Origin of the sequence: Mesorhizobium sp. CA14 (assembly GCF_020165195.1) — a bacterium.
GTDB lineage: Bacteria > Pseudomonadota > Alphaproteobacteria > Rhizobiales > Rhizobiaceae > Mesorhizobium.
In genome coordinates, this window is record NZ_JAIUHR010000034.1 from 15,256 (window position 1) to 32,833 (window position 17,578).

The 17,578-nt window shown below is 63.5% G+C and carries 22 protein-coding genes; 11 read left to right on the forward strand and 11 right to left on the reverse strand.

The window, feature by feature from the left end; genetic code table 11:
• Positions 1 to 90 precede the first annotated feature (90 nt).
• The 3 genes from LB565_RS26270 to LB565_RS26280 form a co-directional block, all read right to left on the reverse strand.
• A complete protein-coding gene (locus LB565_RS26270; protein WP_224589025.1) occupies positions 91 to 2,424 on the reverse strand; it encodes a response regulator in 2,334 nt (777 codons plus the stop codon).
• A 186-nt stretch (positions 2,425 to 2,610) separates the two neighbouring features.
• Positions 2,611 to 2,829, reverse strand: a complete 219-nt coding sequence (locus LB565_RS26275) for a hypothetical protein (RefSeq protein ID WP_224589026.1) — start codon at positions 2,827 to 2,829, stop codon at positions 2,611 to 2,613.
• Positions 2,830 to 2,843: 14 nt separating this feature from the next.
• A complete protein-coding gene (locus LB565_RS26280) occupies positions 2,844 to 3,200 on the reverse strand; it encodes a hypothetical protein (protein ID WP_224589027.1) in 357 nt (118 codons plus the stop codon).
• A 62-nt stretch (positions 3,201 to 3,262) separates the two neighbouring features.
• Here LB565_RS26280 and LB565_RS26285 point away from each other — a divergent pair, with 62 nt between their 5' ends.
• A complete protein-coding gene (locus LB565_RS26285) occupies positions 3,263 to 5,266 on the forward strand; it encodes a PAS domain-containing sensor histidine kinase (RefSeq protein ID WP_224589028.1) in 2,004 nt (667 codons plus the stop codon).
• Positions 5,267 to 5,283: 17 nt separating this feature from the next.
• Here the strand turns inward: LB565_RS26285 and LB565_RS26290 are convergent, their stop codons facing one another.
• The 3 genes from LB565_RS26290 to LB565_RS26300 all read right to left on the reverse strand — a co-directional run bounded on the left by LB565_RS26290 (position 5,284) and on the right by LB565_RS26300 (position 7,433).
• Positions 5,284 to 5,856, reverse strand: coding sequence for an HXXEE domain-containing protein (locus LB565_RS26290; RefSeq protein WP_224589029.1), 573 nt, complete (start codon positions 5,854 to 5,856; stop codon positions 5,284 to 5,286).
• A gap of 137 nt (positions 5,857 to 5,993) precedes the next feature.
• A complete protein-coding gene (locus LB565_RS26295) occupies positions 5,994 to 6,209 on the reverse strand; it encodes a tautomerase family protein (protein WP_140752813.1) in 216 nt (71 codons plus the stop codon).
• 306 nt (positions 6,210 to 6,515) lie between these two features.
• Complete coding sequence (locus LB565_RS26300) at positions 6,516 to 7,433, reverse strand: polyprenyl synthetase family protein (RefSeq protein ID WP_224589030.1); 918 nt, start codon at positions 7,431 to 7,433, stop codon at positions 6,516 to 6,518.
• Between the two features lie 128 nt (positions 7,434 to 7,561).
• Between LB565_RS26300 and LB565_RS26305 the strand changes: the two genes are divergently transcribed.
• The 3 genes from LB565_RS26305 (at position 7,562) to LB565_RS26315 (ending at position 9,240) form a co-directional block, all read left to right on the forward strand.
• Positions 7,562 to 8,269 carry a transglycosylase domain-containing protein gene (locus LB565_RS26305; protein ID WP_224589064.1) on the forward strand — a complete coding sequence of 236 codons (708 nt, stop codon included), beginning with the start codon at positions 7,562 to 7,564 and terminating at the stop codon, positions 8,267 to 8,269.
• 154 nt (positions 8,270 to 8,423) lie between these two features.
• Positions 8,424 to 8,606, forward strand: a complete 183-nt coding sequence (gene rpmF, locus LB565_RS26310) for a 50S ribosomal protein L32 (protein WP_006203806.1) — start codon at positions 8,424 to 8,426, stop codon at positions 8,604 to 8,606.
• Positions 8,607 to 8,838: 232 nt separating this feature from the next.
• Entirely contained in the window at positions 8,839 to 9,240 is a 402-nt protein-coding gene (locus tag LB565_RS26315) for a hypothetical protein (protein ID WP_224589031.1), read from the forward strand.
• Between the two features lie 169 nt (positions 9,241 to 9,409).
• Here the strand turns inward: LB565_RS26315 and LB565_RS26320 are convergent, their stop codons facing one another.
• Positions 9,410 to 9,928, reverse strand: coding sequence for a winged helix-turn-helix transcriptional regulator (locus LB565_RS26320; RefSeq protein ID WP_224589032.1), 519 nt, complete (start codon positions 9,926 to 9,928; stop codon positions 9,410 to 9,412).
• A gap of 88 nt (positions 9,929 to 10,016) precedes the next feature.
• Here LB565_RS26320 and LB565_RS26325 point away from each other — a divergent pair, with 88 nt between their 5' ends.
• From LB565_RS26325 to LB565_RS26340, 4 genes are all read left to right on the forward strand, one after another.
• Positions 10,017 to 10,844 carry an alpha/beta fold hydrolase gene (locus LB565_RS26325; RefSeq protein WP_224589033.1) on the forward strand — a complete coding sequence of 276 codons (828 nt, stop codon included), beginning with the start codon at positions 10,017 to 10,019 and terminating at the stop codon, positions 10,842 to 10,844.
• A 98-nt stretch (positions 10,845 to 10,942) separates the two neighbouring features.
• Positions 10,943 to 11,599, forward strand: a complete 657-nt coding sequence (locus LB565_RS26330) for a glutathione S-transferase family protein (protein WP_224589034.1) — start codon at positions 10,943 to 10,945, stop codon at positions 11,597 to 11,599.
• 6 nt (positions 11,600 to 11,605) lie between these two features.
• Positions 11,606 to 11,941: an ArsR/SmtB family transcription factor gene (locus LB565_RS26335; RefSeq protein WP_095767344.1), complete on the forward strand. Its 336-nt coding sequence runs from the start codon at positions 11,606 to 11,608 to the stop codon at positions 11,939 to 11,941.
• An 11-nt stretch (positions 11,942 to 11,952) separates the two neighbouring features.
• Positions 11,953 to 12,444, forward strand: coding sequence for an SRPBCC family protein (locus LB565_RS26340; protein ID WP_224589035.1), 492 nt, complete (start codon positions 11,953 to 11,955; stop codon positions 12,442 to 12,444).
• Positions 12,445 to 12,505: 61 nt separating this feature from the next.
• Here LB565_RS26340 and LB565_RS26345 read toward each other — a convergent pair whose 3' ends face one another.
• From LB565_RS26345 to LB565_RS26355, 3 genes are all read right to left on the reverse strand, one after another.
• Positions 12,506 to 12,781, reverse strand: a complete 276-nt coding sequence (locus tag LB565_RS26345; protein WP_224589036.1) for an ArsR/SmtB family transcription factor — start codon at positions 12,779 to 12,781, stop codon at positions 12,506 to 12,508.
• A 32-nt stretch (positions 12,782 to 12,813) separates the two neighbouring features.
• Positions 12,814 to 14,061 (reverse strand): MFS transporter, encoded by a 1,248-nt coding sequence (locus LB565_RS26350; RefSeq protein WP_224589037.1) that lies wholly within the window; start codon positions 14,059 to 14,061, stop codon positions 12,814 to 12,816.
• A 98-nt stretch (positions 14,062 to 14,159) separates the two neighbouring features.
• Positions 14,160 to 14,354, reverse strand: coding sequence for a DUF1192 domain-containing protein (locus LB565_RS26355; protein WP_224589038.1), 195 nt, complete (start codon positions 14,352 to 14,354; stop codon positions 14,160 to 14,162).
• Between the two features lie 114 nt (positions 14,355 to 14,468).
• Here LB565_RS26355 and LB565_RS26360 point away from each other — a divergent pair, with 114 nt between their 5' ends.
• From LB565_RS26360 to LB565_RS26370, 3 genes are all read left to right on the forward strand, one after another.
• The gene (locus tag LB565_RS26360; protein ID WP_224589039.1) at positions 14,469 to 15,479 is read left to right on the forward strand and encodes an NAD(P)H-quinone oxidoreductase; all 1,011 of its coding nucleotides are present in this window, start codon (positions 14,469 to 14,471) and stop codon (positions 15,477 to 15,479) included.
• A gap of 202 nt (positions 15,480 to 15,681) precedes the next feature.
• The gene (locus LB565_RS26365) at positions 15,682 to 15,822 is read left to right on the forward strand and encodes a DUF1127 domain-containing protein (RefSeq protein WP_071074868.1); all 141 of its coding nucleotides are present in this window, start codon (positions 15,682 to 15,684) and stop codon (positions 15,820 to 15,822) included.
• A gap of 255 nt (positions 15,823 to 16,077) precedes the next feature.
• Positions 16,078 to 16,776, forward strand: a complete 699-nt coding sequence (locus tag LB565_RS26370) for a DUF1013 domain-containing protein (protein ID WP_140752840.1) — start codon at positions 16,078 to 16,080, stop codon at positions 16,774 to 16,776.
• Positions 16,777 to 16,845: 69 nt separating this feature from the next.
• Here LB565_RS26370 and LB565_RS26375 read toward each other — a convergent pair whose 3' ends face one another.
• Positions 16,846 to 17,565 (reverse strand): helix-turn-helix transcriptional regulator, encoded by a 720-nt coding sequence (locus LB565_RS26375; RefSeq protein ID WP_192257602.1) that lies wholly within the window; start codon positions 17,563 to 17,565, stop codon positions 16,846 to 16,848.
• Between the last annotated feature and the right edge of the window lie 13 nt (positions 17,566 to 17,578).

The window sequence follows — 17,578 nt, forward strand, 5'->3', positions numbered from 1 at the left end:
AGAGCTGGTTCAGAGTCGGCGGAACAGAGGGGGTTGGCGGGAACTCGGCAGTCGATCTTTATCGAGAGCCGTCCTCGTTCGGCAAAACGCTTAAGCCGTCTTCGCCGCCACCGTCTCGCTGAGCCAAGTGCCGATCTTGGCGCCAAGGCGGTCGGGCGAGACCGGTTTCGGCAGGTAGTCGTCCATGCCGGCCTCGATGCATTTTTCCCGGTCGCCCTTCAGCGCATGCGCGGTGACGCCGATGATCGGCGTGTGATCGCCGGTCTGCGCTTCGATGGCGCGGATGGCGCGGGTCGCCTCATAACCGTTCATCTCCGGCATCGAGACGTCCATCAGCACCAAGCGGGGGCGCAGCGAGCGGTACATCTCGACAGCCGTGCGGCCATTGCCGGCTATGCGGTAGCTGAGACCGAAGCCGTTGAGGATCTGGCCGAAGACCAGCTGGTTCACGTCATTGTCCTCGGCGATCAGGATATCGATCGGGCCGCTCGGCGCGGCCGTCGATTCCGGCGCCGCCGGCACGGGCACCGACGGGCCGCGGATGACGGTCAAGGTCGGCGGGGCCGCCTGCGCCGCGACCGGCTCGCGCACGAAATGCGCCTTGGCGCCTTGCGTGCGCGCCTTCTGGATGGCGGAGATCACGGTGCCCAGCAGCACCGCCGAACGCGCCGGCTTGGTGAGATGGGCGACGATGCCGAAATCGATGACCATCCTGCCGAAATCGACCTGGTCGACCGAGGTGAGCAGCACGACCGGAATGGAGCAAAGCCGGCTGTCGGCGGCGATGGCTCTCGCGACATCGGCGCCGTTCATGCCGGGCATCTGGTAATCGAGGATGATGCAGTCGACCGAGGCGCCGAGCTGGCAGGCGCGGTCGAGGAAGGCGAGGCCGACGGCGCCGCTTTCTGCGGCCGCGCAGTCGAAGCTCCAGCTCCTGAGCTGCTCCAGCAGGATCTCGCGGTTGACCGGATTGTCGTCGATGACCAGCACCCGGGCGCCGGTGACGTCGACCGGCACGAGCTTGTCGCGCGACTGCTGGTCATGCGCCGGCAGCGGCACGGCGAACCAGAACACGGAACCGCGGCCGATCTCGCTCTCGATGCCGATCTTGCCGCCCATCAGATCGACGAGACGAGCCGCGATCGCCAGGCCAAGCCCGGTGCCCTCATGGCGGCGGGTCGAGGAGCCGTCGACCTGGGCAAATTTCTCGAACACGTTTTGCAGTTTTTCGGCCGGGATGCCGATGCCGGTATCCTCGACACGGACCTTGAGCTGGACCACGCCATCGACGGCATCGCCGCCGACATCGACCAGAACATGGCCCTTCTCGGTGAACTTCACGGCGTTGCCGAGCAGGTTGGTGACGATCTGACGGAAGCGCCCGGCGTCGCCGACGACGAAGGCCGGCAGGCGCGGGTCGACGCGTACGATGAGTTCGAGGTTCTTTTCGGCAACGCGCGCCGACACCAACGTCGCCACGTCCTCGACCGCTTCCGCCAGGCGGAAGGGAGCGGGGTCGAGCGTCAGCTGGCCGGCATTGATCTTGGAGAAATCGAGGATGTCGTTGATGATGGTGAGCAGCGCGTTGCCGGATTTGACGATGACGTCGGTGAAGGTCTTCTGGCGCGGCGTCAGCTCCGTCTTCGCGAGCAGCTCGGCCATGCCGAGCACACCGTTCATCGGCGTGCGGATCTCATGGCTCATATTGGCGAGGAATTCGGACTTGGCGCGGTCGGCGGCCTCGGCCTTGAACAAAGATGCAGCGGTCTCGGCGAAGGCGCGCCGGATCGCATTCTCCATCGGCCGGAAGATCAGAAACGCCGCGATGGCGAGCACGGCGAATAAAAGGCCGCTCGCCCACAGGAGCAGCCGGTCGCTGGAAGCATCGGCGAGGCGGCGCTCCTCGTCGAGCGCGGTGCGCACCTTCACCAGCATCGGCTGGGCGAAAAGATCGTTCTGGTTGCGGATCTCGCGGTAGCTCCACTCGTCGGCCTTCTGGGCGACCGCCATCAGGTTGAAGTTGCGCACCATGTCACGCGCCGACCAGAACAGGTCGCCGTTGACCGAAGCGGTGTCCAGCGCGTTGACCGTGTTCTTCGACAGGCGCGGCCTGATCGCGGCAAGCTGGGCGTTCAGGATCCCGATCTCGCCCATCAGGCGTTCGGAATGGCCGCGCGCGGCGGTCGCCAACGCATCGCGCGTCTCGCTGCGCCATGCGGTGCCGGTGGTCTCGGCGAAATTGGTGGCGTTGCGCAGGTCGCGGGCGAAGATGACGAAATTGCCGCTGAGGGCATCAACCTCGTGACGGTATGAATTCACACGATTGAGCGCGAACATGACGGCGGCCGAAGCCAGCGCGAAGACAAGCAATCCCGAAATGTAGCGGATCCGGATCGACCGGAGGAAGGAAGAATATTCCGGCATGCGCAACCCCAACACATACGCACAATTTTAATGGCCGGGATTACGCTCGATTTACATTAAGATTTCGTTGGAGGGAGGCTGGCCTTGTCGCAGCTTTTGATACAGAGGCGACGTATCGCTGTCCGCGACAGACAGGCTAAGCGCACTGGACTTCCGGGCAGCGCTTTGAAACCGGGCGGCAGATCGTCAATCCGTCGTATCGGAGAGGATACGGTTTCCCTTGCGCAGCGTGATCCGCCGTTGAGGATGCTCGTCTCTTGCGGCTTGAAAAATGGCGCGGGCAAGCTGGGCCGTAACGGCGCGTGCGAGAACCCGTTCGATGATCTCATGGCTGTCGGCCCGCCAGAGTTCGATGCGGTAGGGCAGCGCTTCGGCCGAACGGAAAGAGTTGGCGCTCCGTGTCATAGACCGGCCTCTGCCTAATTCGTCGGGCCGTTCCATCTCGAAACAAAATTGTTCTTATGCCGCAAGGTGACGTAGCGGTCCGGATGCTCACGCGTCGCCGCATAATAGGCAGCGTAGCCGATGCTGGCATTTGCCGTGACAGCGAGGACTTGTTCGACGGCATTCTTGGCGGCGTTCCACAACTCGACCCTATATGGGAGTTCGTCATGCTCGGCAGAGCCGAGTTCGTGAGAGACGGGATTTTCCTCGTCGTCTCCAGGCTCGTTTTCCGGAGCAAAGCTGTACAGATGGCCCGGGTTTCTGAGATTGGCTGCGAGAGCGGATGAATATATCGCCATTGGTCCAAGCTCGTTGCTATGCAGGATAGACACGCTTATGTTGCAGAAGTGTCACCGGACGAACTGCTTAAAGCGAGCGTAGCGTAGGTTCGACAATGCCACTGACCACAGCCGACGCGCAACATCTTTCCGACAGCCGCCGCCTCGAACTCTTCATCGACGCTGTTGCCGACTACGCGATCTACACCCTCGACGCAGATGGCTTCATCACCAGCTGGAATGCCGGCGCCGAGAAGATAGAGGGCTACGCGGCTTCGGAAGTCCTGGGGCAGCATTTTTCCCGATTTTTCACAGCCGAAGATCAGGCGAAGGGCGTCCCGAGCAGGATGCTTGCCGCGGCAAAGGCGGAGGGGAGATACGAGGCCGAAGGCTGGCGGATGCGCAAGGACGGAACCAGGTTCTGGTCGAGCAGCCTTGTCCAACGGGTACTGGACCGCAACGGCGTTCTTTTGGGTTACGCGAAGATCACGCGGGACATCACGGAGCGCGTCGCCGCGCATGAGTCGCTGCTGCAGAGCGAGCGGCGCTTCCGCATCCTTGTCGACGGCGTGACCGACTATGCCATCTACATGCTCGATCCAAGCGGCATGGTCACCAATTGGAACGCTGGCGCCGAGCGGCTGAAAGGCTATGCTGCCGAGGAAATCGTGGGCCAACATTTCTCCAAATTCTACACTCGCGAAGAACGCGCAAAAGGCACGCCGCTCCGCGTCCTTGAAGCAGCCGTGCAGAACGGGCGATATGAAGGCGAGGGTTGGCGCGTACGCAAGGATGGCAGCCGTTTCTGGGCATCGGTTGTCGTTACCCCGATCCATAACGACGCAGGCCAGCTCGAAGGATTCGCCAAGGTCACGCGCGACATCACCGAACGCCGTGCAGCGCATGAAGCCTTGCGTCAAAGCGAGCGCCAGTTCCGCCTTCTGGTGAGCGGCGTGACCGACTATGCACTTTTCATGTTGGATCCGAACGGGCTGGTGACCAGCTGGAATGCCGGCGCGGAGCGCATCAAGGGCTATGCGGCCGAAGAAATCATCGGCCAGCACTTCTCACGTTTTTATACCGAGCATGACCGCGCCGCCGGTTTACCTGGCCGCGCGCTCTATACGGCAACACGGGATGGACGCTTCGAAACCGAAGGCCATCGCGTCCGTAAGGATGGAACGCTGTTCTGGGCGAATGTCGTGATCGATCCGATCCGCGACGAGCAAGGAGAGCTGATCGGTTTCGCCAAGATTACGCGCGACATCACCGATCGACGCGATGCGGAGATCGCACTGCGGCAGGCGCAAGCGCAACGCGTTCATGCCCAGAAAATGGATGCGCTCGGTCAACTGACCGGCAGCATCGTGCATGATTTCAACAACCTCCTGACGGTGGTCGAAAGCTTTGTTCGACTGGGAAAGAAAGTCGGCGCCGATCCTGAAATGAAGCGGGCGACCGAATCCGTGGAACTTGCACTCCAGCGCGGCGCCGCATTGACACGCCAGTTGCTGGCCTTCTCGCGCAAGCAGGCGGCCCGCGCCGAGGTCGTCTCGCTGGCGGAGCGCGTGGAAGCCGTTCGCGCAATGATAGCAGGCTCCATGCGCAAATCGGTGAAATTGGTCGCCGCCGTCGGACCCGAAACCTGGCCAGTGAAGGTCGACCCCGGCGAACTGGAACTTGGTCTCGTCAACATTGCCTTCAACGCACGGGACGCCATGCCTGACGGTGGCCTGGTAACGATCACGGCGGAGAACATGCTGTTGTCGGGCGGCGATAACGCAGCCGGCCTGCAAGGTGAATTCGTCGCGTTACGGGTGGCCGATACAGGCATCGGCATTGCGCCGGACGTGGTTCCACAGGTTTTCGAACCGTTCTTCACGACCAAAGGGCCCGAGAAGGGTACAGGCCTCGGCCTCGCACAGGTCTACGGTTTCGCGCAGCAGTCCGGCGGCGCGGTCACGGTTGACAGCGAAGTCGGCAAGGGCACGACGGTGACGATCTATCTGCCGCGGGCCGATATGGCAGCCGCCGCGCAGGGCGCGGAGCCGGAACAGCCGGCCAGCGCAAAAGTGGTGCCGTTGAGGACAAAGGGCCGTCTTGCCGGGGATCAAGACTGATGACGTCGCCGCAGATGCTATGAGGTGACGACGACAGAGCGGTATCGAACAGTCACCACCGCAATGATCGCCAGGTGAAGCAGGATCGCCAGAGCTGCACCGATCAATTGCGGGACAAGACCTCCCGTCCGGCCGATCATCCAGATCGTGACGACGCCCAGTGGCAAAAACAAAATGACGCTGGTGACGAGGCCGGGATTGTATTTGCCAAGCCGCGCCGATGTGACGAGGTGCGCGAGCGCGTTCACGATCATGAGATAAGGGGCAATCAGGCCCCAAGCGGGTCCCCACAGGAATGCCGCATAAAGAGCCAGCAGGTTGATGCCCCAGACAAACGGCAGGTTGATGACGAGAACCGAGGCGACGGTAAGGGCGTCACGGCCGCCGAAGACATTTTCGTTCGCGAATTTGCGGAATCGGTCGCCGGTGTGCTCTTCGACCTGATGGGCCATGTAAAACGGGCTGTGCAGGAAGATCAGGAATACCGGCAGCGGAAGCGATACGACCGGCGCGGCCGCTATAAGCGATGCCGCCATGAATCCTGCACCAATGACCCAATAATCGGCCAGCCAGGCTTGCAGCTTGAGCATCGGTTCCCGGCATCCTCCGGCATTTGTCAGTTGGCGATCTTGCACGAATGGATGGGCATCACCAGAACTATTCGAGCGCGTGAAGGAACTGCTCACGCCCCCGGCGCGCCGTTTGGCAAGCCGCCTGCCTGTTCAAATCAGGCATCGTTGGCCCGGTAAGCGTCGGGAAGAATGAAAACCTCGTCGGCACGGCCATAGCCTCCGTCGGGAACTTCTTCGATCAGCACCATGGTGTAGGGGCGTACACCTTCGCCGAAATAGTCGACGAACATCTGCGTCGTCTTGTGGACGAGGTCTTCCTTCTGCGCTTTCGTGAGGGCGGCCTCGGGCATCTTGAAGTTGGCAAAGGGCATTTCCAGGTTCCTTTCGGGTTGGATTTCACGACTCCGGGTGCAGACCGCCCGCGAGGCGTCGTCGACCGGACCGATCTCCGTTCGTTGTCCTGGAGCGGATATAGACTGCCGCGGATGCGGGATAATCACCCGGCCATCGACAGCAGTATTCGGATAGAGCGAACAATCCGAGCCTTTGTCGGCCCCCACGCGCAGAGCCGGCGGCTCGCTTCGCGGCCACGCTTCCTGGAACGCGCATCACGCATTTTCACTGAGGCGGTGAGGATCAGTGCCGGGCCGGCATTGGCCGCCCGCCTGCGCCACCGTTCAGTTGCTGCGCGTCGCCACGAAGGTCGCCGCTTGCTTGAGCAGCTCAGCCGCTTCGCCATAGGGGCCGAGCAGCGCATGCGCCTGTTCGATCAGGCCGTGGAGCTGGCCGCGCGCCCAGTCGGGGCCGTGCAGCGAAGCAAGCGTTGCCTTGCCGGCGGCGGCATCCTTGTTGGTGGCCTTGCCCATCTGAACAGCGTCGGCCGTCAGATCGAGCAGGTCGTCGGCGAGCTGGAAGGCAAGGCCGATTGCCGAGCCGAACTCCGCCAGCCTCTCGCGGTCGGCGGGCGGCGCTCCGGCAAGGATCGCGCCGGCCTCGCAGGCGAAGCGTATCAGTGCGCCGGTCTTCATCGCCTGCAAGGTGATGATGCCGGCTTCGTCCGGCCGTTTGCGTTCGGCCTCGAGATCGAGCGTCTGACCGCCGACCATGCCCCCGGCGCCGGCAGCGCGGGCAAGTGCGAGGACCAAGGCGGCGCGGCGCTCCGCCGGCAGCAACGTCGCCTCGTCGGCGATGATGTCGAAGGCCAAAGTCAAAAGCGCATCGCCGGCGAGGATCGCGGTCGCCTCGTCGAAGGCCTTGTGCACCGTCGGCTGTCCGCGGCGCAGATCATCGTCGTCCATGGAAGGCAGATCGTCATGGATCAGCGAATAGCAATGCACGCATTCGAGCGCCGCCGCGACGCGGAGCGCCGCCTCGCCATCGGCGGAGAAAAGAGCTGCACTTTCCACGACCAGAAAAGGCCGCAGCCGCTTGCCGCCGTTGAGCACGCCGTGACGCATCGCCGCCATCAGGCGCTCCGGCCGCGCGATCTCGCCCGAAAGCGGACGCGCGTCGAGGATCCGGCGCAGCTCGGTCTCGACGGTCGCGGCGCGCTTAAAAAGCGCGGTTTCGAAGGCGATCTGGTCGTCTTTGCTCATGGCCGGGAGCGGTAGCCGACACTCAGACATTGCGCAAGCAGGCGCGCGCCTTTATGCCGATGGGGGCGAGGCACGGGTGGGACGGCTTGACGGAACCGATCGTCGAACATGGAAGCGAAGGGCTGGGCATGGCGCGGCGTCGGCGCCTGAACCGCGCCGGTGTGAAGCGCATCGCCCGGCGCTGCCTGGTCGTCGCGCTCGTGCTGGCGGCGATCCCGGTCGTGCTCACCTTCCTCTACCTGCCGTCCTTCGTGCATCCGGTCTCGACGCTGATGCTGAAGGATCTCGTGACTTTTTCCGGCTACGACCGGCGCTGGGTGTCGATCGACGACGTGGCGCCGGTGCTGGCGCATTCGGTGATCATGTCGGAGGACGGGCAGTTCTGTTTCCATCGCGGCGTCGATCTCGGCGAATTGCGCGGCGTGGTCGACGACGCGCTGGCCGGCGAGGCGACGCGCGGCGCCTCCACCATCACCATGCAGACGGTGAAGAACCTTTTTCTGTGGTCGCGGCCGCTGGGCAGCGTGCGCAAGATGGTCGAGCTGCCGCTGGCCGTCTATTTCGACGCGGTGATGTCGAAGCGGCGGATCATGGAGATCTATCTCAACATCGCCGAATGGGGGCCGGGCATCTACGGCATCGAGGCCGCCGCCCAGCACCATTTCGGCGTCTCGGCCAAGCAATTGTCGCGAAGGCAGGCGGCGCTGCTTGCCGTCAGCCTGCCCAATCCGATCGCGCGCAATCCGGCCAGGCCGGGTCCGGGATTGCGACGGCTGGCCTCGCTGATCGAGCGGCGCGCGAGCAGGTCAGGCGCTTATGTCGGGTGCCTGGATTAGGACGAAGCGTCGCCGGCTCAAAAAAATTCGCGGCCAGCGCTGGCCAAAACGGCGCAAGGCGTGTATAGGCACCCGACTTTCTCAGATTATGGCCTCGATGCGGCCCTTTCGCGAGGGTTGCCGGGGCATTTTGACCATGTAGTGGAGCATATCCATGGCCGTTCCAAAAAGAAAAACCTCTCCGTCGAAGCGCGGCATGCGCCGCTCGGCCGACGCCCTCAAGGCCCCGACCTATGTCGAGGACAAGAATTCCGGCGAAATGCGCCGCCCGCACCACATCGACCTGAAGACCGGCATGTATCGTGGCCGCCAGGTTCTGGAGCCGAAGGAAAGCTGAGAAGCTTCCAAGGGTTCCTGACGTCTTCAAAAGACCGGCCTTTGGCCGGTCTTTTTGCGTCTGGCCCTGATCGATGGAGGCCTTGAGTCGCGCAGCCTGCAGAAAAGCCGGGCAACCGGCTGACATCGTTATTTCATTAGGTCTTACAGCGTGTTCGCCAGCGCCTGCGAAAAGCCTTGACGGCGCGCTTGCCGCGGATTTTACAAAAGGGTGCCCCATTGGAGTCGCCCAGATGTTCGGTGCTGTTCCGCTGCTGATCGTGCCCTTCGTCCTTTACAATCTCGGCCTGCTGGGATTGTTCGGCGGCGGCGACGATCCGTGGATGACCGAGATGTTCTCCTTCCGCATGATGTCGGGCGGCGTGTTCTCGATGACGCTGGGCGGCCTGATGGTGCTGATCGGCCTGATTTTCCTGTTCGTCGAGATCTCGAAATCGGTGCGCACGACCAATGCCTCGATCCTGGATCATCTTTTGTCGACGCTGGTCTTCGTCGCCTTCCTGGTGGAATTCCTGCTGGTGAAGGGCGCGGCGCATTCGGTGTTCTTCACGCTGATGATCATCGCGCTGTTCGACGTGCTGGCCGGCTTCTCGGTGTCGATGCGGTCGGCCAGCCGGGATATCAACCTAAACTGAGGGGTGTGCCGATATTCAGGTGAGGCCGGCCTGCGAACGACGGCTTCCTGCGCTTCCGGTGCTCACGTGCGTAAAGCACGCTCCGCTCCGGTTCTCGGAAGCCATCGTTCTCGACTCGCCCTGACCTGAATCTCGGCACATCCCACAGCGCTGTGGCTATAGGCGGTGTTCACGCCGTGACGGCCTCAGCCTTTCGTGCGACCACTTCCTCGTAGGCAGCCCGCAGTTGCTGGCGCACGGTTGGCGTGCCTGGCGCCGTCTTCGACGGCGCACCGAGATGCTCATGGCGCAGTTCGTCCATGAATTGCTCCCATAGCGGCGGGCCGCCCTTTTCGAGCAGCTCGGCGCGGATCGACAATTCTTCGGTGACCGGCAGCCAGACGCGTCCCCAGGCGCCGAGCTGCGCCATGATGGGGACCAGCGTAATCGCCATCTCGGTGAGGCTATAGATCGCCTTCTGCTTGTGGCTGGGGTCGTCGGCCTTGGTCAGCAGGCCGAGCTCCATCAGCCGTTTCAGCCGGTCAGCCAGGATGTTGGAGGCGATGCCTTCCAGCGAGCCGTTGAGCAACTCGCGGAAATGGCGCCGGCCGCCGAAGATCATGTCGCGCAGGATGATCAGGCTCCAGCGGTCGCCAAAGACTTCGAGCGACAGATTGATCGGGCAGCCGGACCGACGGTCGATGCTCATGGTACTCTCCAGAAAAACCAGTTGCATTATGATATCGGTTTGATTATCGTGCAACTGATTGCAAAATGCAATCGGATAGGAGGAGCAGATGACCAACGCAGCGCAGCGCCCCGACATCGTTTCGGAAAGCTTCGGCAGTCCGAAAGATCCGCCGATCCTTTTGATCATGGGCGCCATGGCCTCGATGCTGTGGTGGCCGGAAGCCTTCTGCCGGCAACTTGCCGAGCGTGGCCGCTTCGTCATCCGCTACGACAACCGCGACACCGGCCTGTCGACGAAATATCCGCCCGGCGCGCCGCCGTATACGTTCGAGGACATGGTGGACGACGCCATGCGCGTGCTTGACGACCGTGGCATCGCCAGGGCGCATGTCGCCGGCATGTCGATGGGCGGCATGCTCGCGCAAAGCGTGGCGCTGAAATATCCCGAACGCGTCAGCGCGCTCACCGTGATCTCCTGTTCGCCGCTCGGCGTCGATACGTCCGCCCTGCCCGGAACGACCGAGGCTTACAAAGTGCACTCGGCCGAAGGCGGCAATGTCGACTGGTCGAAACGGGAGCAGGTGCTCGACTTCATGGTCAAGGACGCCCGCGCGATTGCCAGCACACGCCATCCGTTCGACGAGAAGCGGACGCGCAAGATGATCGAGGAGGATTACGACCGCTCCGGCGGTCTCGCCAGCGCGACCAACCATTTCCTGCTCAAAGGCGGCGGCCCGCAGCGCACGGTGCGGGATCTGCGCGTCCCGTTGCTCGTCATCCACGGTACCGCCGATCCGCTCTTCCCGATCGAACATGGCGAAGCGCTCGCCAAGGCTGTTCCCGGCGCAAGGCTGGTCAAGGTCGAAGGCGGCGGCCACGAACTGCACCGCAACGACTGGTCGCAGATCATCGAGGCCATCGCCACACACGGCTAGCGCCGACAAGACGCCGGCTTGACTCGAACCGTCCGCAACAATAGTGAAGTAGTTACTTCAGTATCGATCCGATTACCCGAATGCGAAAGAGAGCCGGAATGTCCCTGACGCTGCATTTCCACCCGCTGGCCTCGTTCTGCTGGAAGCCGCTGATCGCGCTTTACGAGAACGACACGCCGTTCGAGCCGGTCATTGTCGACCTCGGCGACGAGGCTTCCCGCGCCGCCTTCCTGAAGGTGTCGCCGACCGGCAAGATGCCGGCGCTGCGGGACGATGCGCGGGACCGCACGGTGCTGGAATCGACTATCGTCGTCGAATATCTCGCCGCGCATTACCCCGGGCCGGTCGAGCTCATTCCCGCCGATATCGATCTCGCCCTGCAGGTCCGCCAGGCCGACCGCTTCTACGATTTCTACGTGCAGCATCCGATGCAGAAGATCGTCGGCGACAGGCTGCGGCCGACGGACAAGACCGATCCGTTCGGGGTCGAGGAGGCCCGCGCGCAACTGCGTAACTCCTACGCCATTGTCGAAGAGGAGATGGCGGCAAGAACGTGGGCCGTAGGCGAAAGCTTCACCATGGCCGACTGCGCCGCCTCGCCGGCGCTGTTCTACGCCAACAAGGTCGAGCCGTTCGGCGAAAAATTCCCGGCCTTGAAACGCTACCACGACCGGCTGCTCGCGCGCCCGTCCTTCGCCCGGGTGATCGAGGAAGCGGGACCTTACTTCAAGCTCTTTCCGTACAATAACGGCTAGAGCGAGATGCTCCATGATCCCGCCCAGCTCGACCTGATGTTCCAGGCGCTCGCCGATCCGGCGCGGCGGCAGATGGTGGACCGTCTGTCGCGCGGGCCGGCGTCGGTCAGCCAGCTGGCTGAACCGCTGGCGATGTCGTTGTCGGCCGTCGTCCAGCATCTCAACGTGCTCGAGGCAAGCGGCCTGGTGCGGACCGAAAAGCTTGGCCGGGTGCGGACCTGCCGGATCGAGCCGCAGGCGCTTCGGGCGGCCGAGCACTGGATCAACGAACGGCGGCTCGCCTGGGAGCGTCGGCTCGACCGCCTCGGCGATTTCCTCGCTGAAACGAAAGATGAAACCTGAAGGGCCCTGCCATGAGCGAACGATCCGTCGTCCATTCCACCTTCGTCATCGAGCGCATCTATCCGTCGGCGCCGGAGAAGGTCTATTTCGCGCTGAGCGATCCGACGGCGAAGAAGCGCTGGTTCTTCGACCCCGACAACCCCATGCCCAGCCGGCATGAGATGGATTTTCGGGTCGGCGGCAAGGAGGTGAATGCCGGCTGTCCCAGCGACGGACAGATGCATTTCTACAACGCGGTCTATCACGATATCGTGCCCAACCGGCGCATCGTCTACACCTACGAGCTCTTGTTCGGCGAAACTCGCGTCTCCGTGTCGCTTGCGACGATCGAGCTCATCGCCGAAGGCAAGGGAACGCGGCTGATCCTGACAGAGCAGGGCGCCTTTTTCGACGGCATCGACTCACCGGCCACCCGCGAGCATGGCACCGGCGAATTGCTCGATGCGCTCGGGACGGCACTGGAAGCTGAGGTCTCCCAAAGCGCATCGCGCTTTAGGTCTTGATGCATGTCGTTGTCTCAGAACCGCTGCACGCTTCTGAGCGACATGCATCAACCGCCAGAGACTATTCCCCCGGCGCCATTTCCCAGAATTGGTCGAGCCAGATGTTGAGCCTGAGGAAGCCGGCGCTGCTGACAGTATAGACGCGCCTTGTGCCTTCGGCCTTGGCGTTGACCAGGCCGGCATCGAGCAGGACCTTCAAATGCTGGGAGACCGCCGGGCGTGAGACAGGCAACCCAGCCGCCAATTCGTTCACCGTCTTCGGGCCGCGCCGGAGTTCTTCCAAGAGATAGCGCCGATTGGGGTCGGCTATCGCCACGAAGGCGTCAGAAAACATCATGCCTTTATTTGTGAGGCAAAGTCTTGCGAATCTCAACTATTGGTTTCAACCTTTCTGCGCGGATCGAGCCGCGTTGCCTCGGGCGTGACCGCGCGGTCCGCGGGTTGCGTCTTGAAGGCATCGCGGTTTTCGATCGGCACCGGCGCGCGGGCGCGGATACGCAGCAGCGTGTAGCCGGCGAGGCTGAGATGGGCGAGCGCGGTTGCAAGAAAAAGCCCCTCCGGACGCACCGAACCCATCAAGGCCGCGGCCAGGAGCGGGCCGATCATCGTGCCGAAACCGTAGAGCAGCAACAGGCCGCCGGAAACCTTGACGAAGTCCTCGGCGCGGGCGTGGTCGTTGGCATGCGCGACGGCGATCGAATAGAGCGTATAGGCGAAGGCGCCATAGGCGGCGGTCAGCACGATGACGAAGACACCCGAACGCGGCGCGACCAGGAAGATCAGCACCGCGACCAGCGCCGCGCCGAAGGCCGCGCCGGCCAGCACGAAGCGGCGGTCGGTCGTGTCCGACAGGCGCCCGGCCGGAAGCTGCATGGCGGCGCCGGCGATGACCACAAGGCTCATCATCAGCGCGATCTCGGCGGTGGAGATGCCGATGCGGGCGCCATAGACGGCGCCGAGCGTGCCCCAGGCGCCGTTGGCAATGCCGATCAGGAGGCAGGCCACGGCCGACACCGGCGAATTGGCGTAGAGGCCTTTGACGTCGAGCTTGACGTCCTGCAGGGGCTTGGGATGCGACTGCGTCGACACGGCGGTCGGAATGAGCGACAGGCAAAACAGGATGCCGGTGATCATGAACAGCGAGGCCGACCGCACATCGTCGCCGGCGACGATCATCTGACCGCCCATGATGGAGGCATAGGTGACCATCATGTAGAGACCGAAGACGGTGCCGCGGTTTTCGTTGGTGGCCTTCTCGTTGAGCCAGCTCTCGATCACCATGAAGGCGCCGGCCATGGTGAAACCTGTGAAGGCGCGCAAAAGGATCCAGACATATTCGTCGATGATGAGGCCGGTGAGCAGCGCGATGATCGCGCCGGACGCGGCGAAGGCGCCGAAAGCCCTGACATGGCCGGCACGGCGAACAAGGCGCGGCGCGAAGAAACAGCCGGTGACGAAACCGCCCGCCCAGGCCGTGCCCATCAGGCCGAGCGATGCGGTCGAAAAGCCTTCCACCTGGCCGCGCAGCGGCAGGAGCAGCCCGTGCAGGCCGGATGCGGCGAGCAGGAACGCCGTGCCGCGAAGCAGCGAGAGGATCGGTCTGTAGGTTGCAAACATGGGCTGATCCGGCTGGAATTTCGGGGCGCGGGTGTTTCAGAGGAAGGTCTCGCAGTCGCAATCAGGCTTTTCCGGGGCGGGCTGGCACGCCGGCGGAACTATCCTCTGCGAAACAGCGCCTCGGCCGCGGATTTGGTGGCTCCCTTGGCGGCCCGTGCCTCTTCCAGCCGGGCGATCTCGTCGCGCAGCATCGCAATGCGCTCGGACAATTCGTCGACAGAAAGCAGCGACAAGTCCTGGCCGATCTCGTGCTGGCGCGGCTTCTTCCTGGGTTCGTCGTCGAAGATCGCCATCCGTCGCTCCTCCCTTGCTTGGCCATTTGCCTGATTTGGCAATCAGCATACATAGGGCAGGGGCGCCGATGCAAACCACTGCGACAAGGCAGGATTCGAGGAGACGGGACAGCCATGGCGAACAATCACGAGATTCCGGCGAAGATGACGGCCATCGCGATCTCGCAACCCGGTGGGCCGAGGGTGCTCAAGCCGGAAACGCGCGACGTGCCGGTGCCCGGTCCGGGCGAGGTGGTGATCCGCGTGCATGCGGCCGGCGTCAACCGACCGGATGTCCAGCAGCGCAAGGGCGCCTATCCGCCGCCGCCCGGCGCCTCGGACCTGCCCGGCCTCGAGGTGGCGGGCGACATTGCGGCGCTCGGCGACGAGATATCGCGCTGGCGCATCGGTGACCGGGTCTGCGCGCTGACGCCGGGCGGCGGCTATGCCGAGTATGTCAAGGTTCATGCCGGCAGCGTGCTGCCGATCCCAGCCGGTTTCACCTATTCGGAAGCTGCCGCCGTGCCGGAGAACTATTTCACCGTCTGGCACAATGTGTTCGAGCGCGGCGGCCTGAAGAAGGGCGAGACGCTGCTCGTCCATGGCGGCTCGTCCGGCATCGGCACCACCGCCATCCAGCTCGCCTCGACCTTCGGCGCCACCGTGATCACCACCGCCGGCAGCAAGGAGAAATGCGACGCCTGCCTCAAGCTCGGCGCCGACCGGGCAATCAACTATCGCGAGGAGGACTTCGTCGCCGCCGTGAAGGACGCGACCGGCGGCAAGGGCGCCGACGTCATCCTCGACATGGTCGGCGGCGACTATGTCGCGCGCAACTACGAAGCCGCGGCCGTCGAGGGGCGCATCGTCCAGATCGCCGTGCAGGCCGGCGCTGTCGCAAGCACCAATTTCGCAACGCTCATGGTGAAGCGCCTGACCCACACCGGCTCGACGCTCAGGCCGCGTAGCGTCGAGTTCAAAGCGGCGATAGCGGCCGCGCTGGAGGCCCAACTCTGGCCGCTGCTCGGCACGCGCAAGGTGGCCCCCGTCATGGACATGATCTTTCCGCTGACCGAAGCCTGGCGAGCGCATGAGCGGATGGAAGAGGGCGAGCATATAGGCAAGATCGTCCTCGACGTAGAGTAGGGGAGTAGGGGAGTAGGGGAGTAGGGGAGTAGGGCTTGCCCCTCGTTCACCCTACTGCCCTATTCCCTTACTCCCTACTCCCTTCTTTTGTTGCAATGCACAAAACGCATTGCGGCCATGCAAAAGCGTCCGTTCAATTTGTGGGCAGACATGCCTATTTACGCGGCATCAAACGATTTAACCAACGACTGGAGAAATCATCATGAACCCGATCCGTGCTTTCCGTAAGTGGCGCATGTACAACGAGACCGTGCGCGAGCTGAACAAGCTCAACGCCCGCCAGCTGAGCGACCTCGGCATCAATCGTGCCGACATCGAGCGTATCGCCCGCCAGGCGGTGTAATCAGACGCAGCCCGACAGCAAGGCCGGGCTGGGACATGCAAGCCAGAGCCGTCGAGACGCTTGCTTCGTTTCCGGTTCCGAGCCCGCTGGACCTTGTCCAGCGGGTTTTGTCTTTTTAGGGCTGTGAATCGGGCCCTTCCCAAAAACATTGCGAAAATTGGAGGGAGCGTTTATACAGGCCGCGAATTTCCCATTTTGGTGGCTCTAAAACCACCGCCCGCGCGGGAACGCGGGCGAACGAGAAGGATTTTTGATATGGCCAATACGCTGCTGATGCCCAAGGCGACTGCCGTCTGGCTGGTCGACAACACCGCGCTCTCTTTCGAGCAGATCGCGCAGTTCTGCGGGCTGCATCCGCTCGAGGTCAAGGCGATCGCCGACGGCGAGTCGGCGCAGGGCATCAAGGGCATGGACCCGATCATCACCGGGCAGCTGACGCGCGACGAGATCGCGCGCGGCGAGAAGGACGTCAATTACCGGCTGAAGCTGTCGGAACCGAAGGTGCGGGTGCCGGAATCGAAGCGCAAGGGCCCCCGCTACACGCCGCTGTCGAAGCGCCAGGACCGGCCGAACGCCATCCTGTGGCTGGTGCGCAACCACCCCGAGCTCAAGGATGCGCAGATTGCCCGCCTCGTGGGCACCACCAAGTCGACGATCGAGCAGATCCGCGAACGCAAACACTGGAACTCGGCCAATCTGCAGCCGATGGATCCGGTGACGCTCGGCCTCACCTCGCAGATCGATCTCGACCTCGAGGTCAACCGCGCCTCGCGCGGCCGCGAGCAGCCGCAGCCCGTCGGCGACACGCTGCTGCCCGCCGCGCTCACCGAACGGCTGGTGCCTGCCCCCGAGAAGCCGAAGGACGAGGACCAGGAACTCGATGCCAACGCCGTCTTCGCCAAGCTCTCGGCGCTGAAGTCGAAGGACAAGGACGAAGACGACGATCAGGAGTAAGCCTCCCGGCATCCAATAAAAAAGCCCGCTCGAGCGGGCTTTTTTATTGGACAGTGGCTTGGGAGGAAGTCACGTCCGCGCGGCGCGGTCGGGCGCCATGCCGTAATCCTCGCTGCGCTCGACGGCGCGGTAGAAATCGGCGAGCTGCTTGCCGCGCTCCGGCTTGAAGATGCGGCCGGCGATCACGACCGAGGCGATGCGGTCGATGCGGAAGGCGCGGAAATCGTCGCGCATCTCGCACCAGGCGACCAGGGTCCAGACCTTGCCCCAGAACCACAGCCCCAACGGCCTGATATCGCGCGCGGTGCCGCGGCCGGCCTCGTCAGAATAGTCGATGGTCAGTACCTGGCGCTTCTCGATGGCGCGCTCGATCAGGTCGATCGCTTCCCGCGCAGCGTCACTCACCACCCACATCGGCGTGTGGATCTCGGTGCGGGCGATGCGATCTTTCTCCGTGTCGGGCAGCACGGCGCCGATCTTGACCAGCGCCTCGTCGGCGGCCCTTGCCATCGCGGCGCCGCCGAAGGCGCGCACCATGCGGGCGCCGGCAACCAGCGCCACGATCTCGTCACGCGTGAACATCAGCGGCGGAAGATCGAAACCCTCCCGCATCATGTAGCCGACGCCCGCTTCGCCGTCGATCGGCACGCCGGTCGACTGCAGGTCGGCTATATCGCGGTAAATGGTGCGCTCGGAAACCTCGAGCCACGTGCCGAGCTTCTGCGCCGTGACCAGCCGGCCACCCCGCAAATGCTGCACGATCTGGAAAAGCCTGTCGGCGCGGCGCATCGATTTCTCCCCA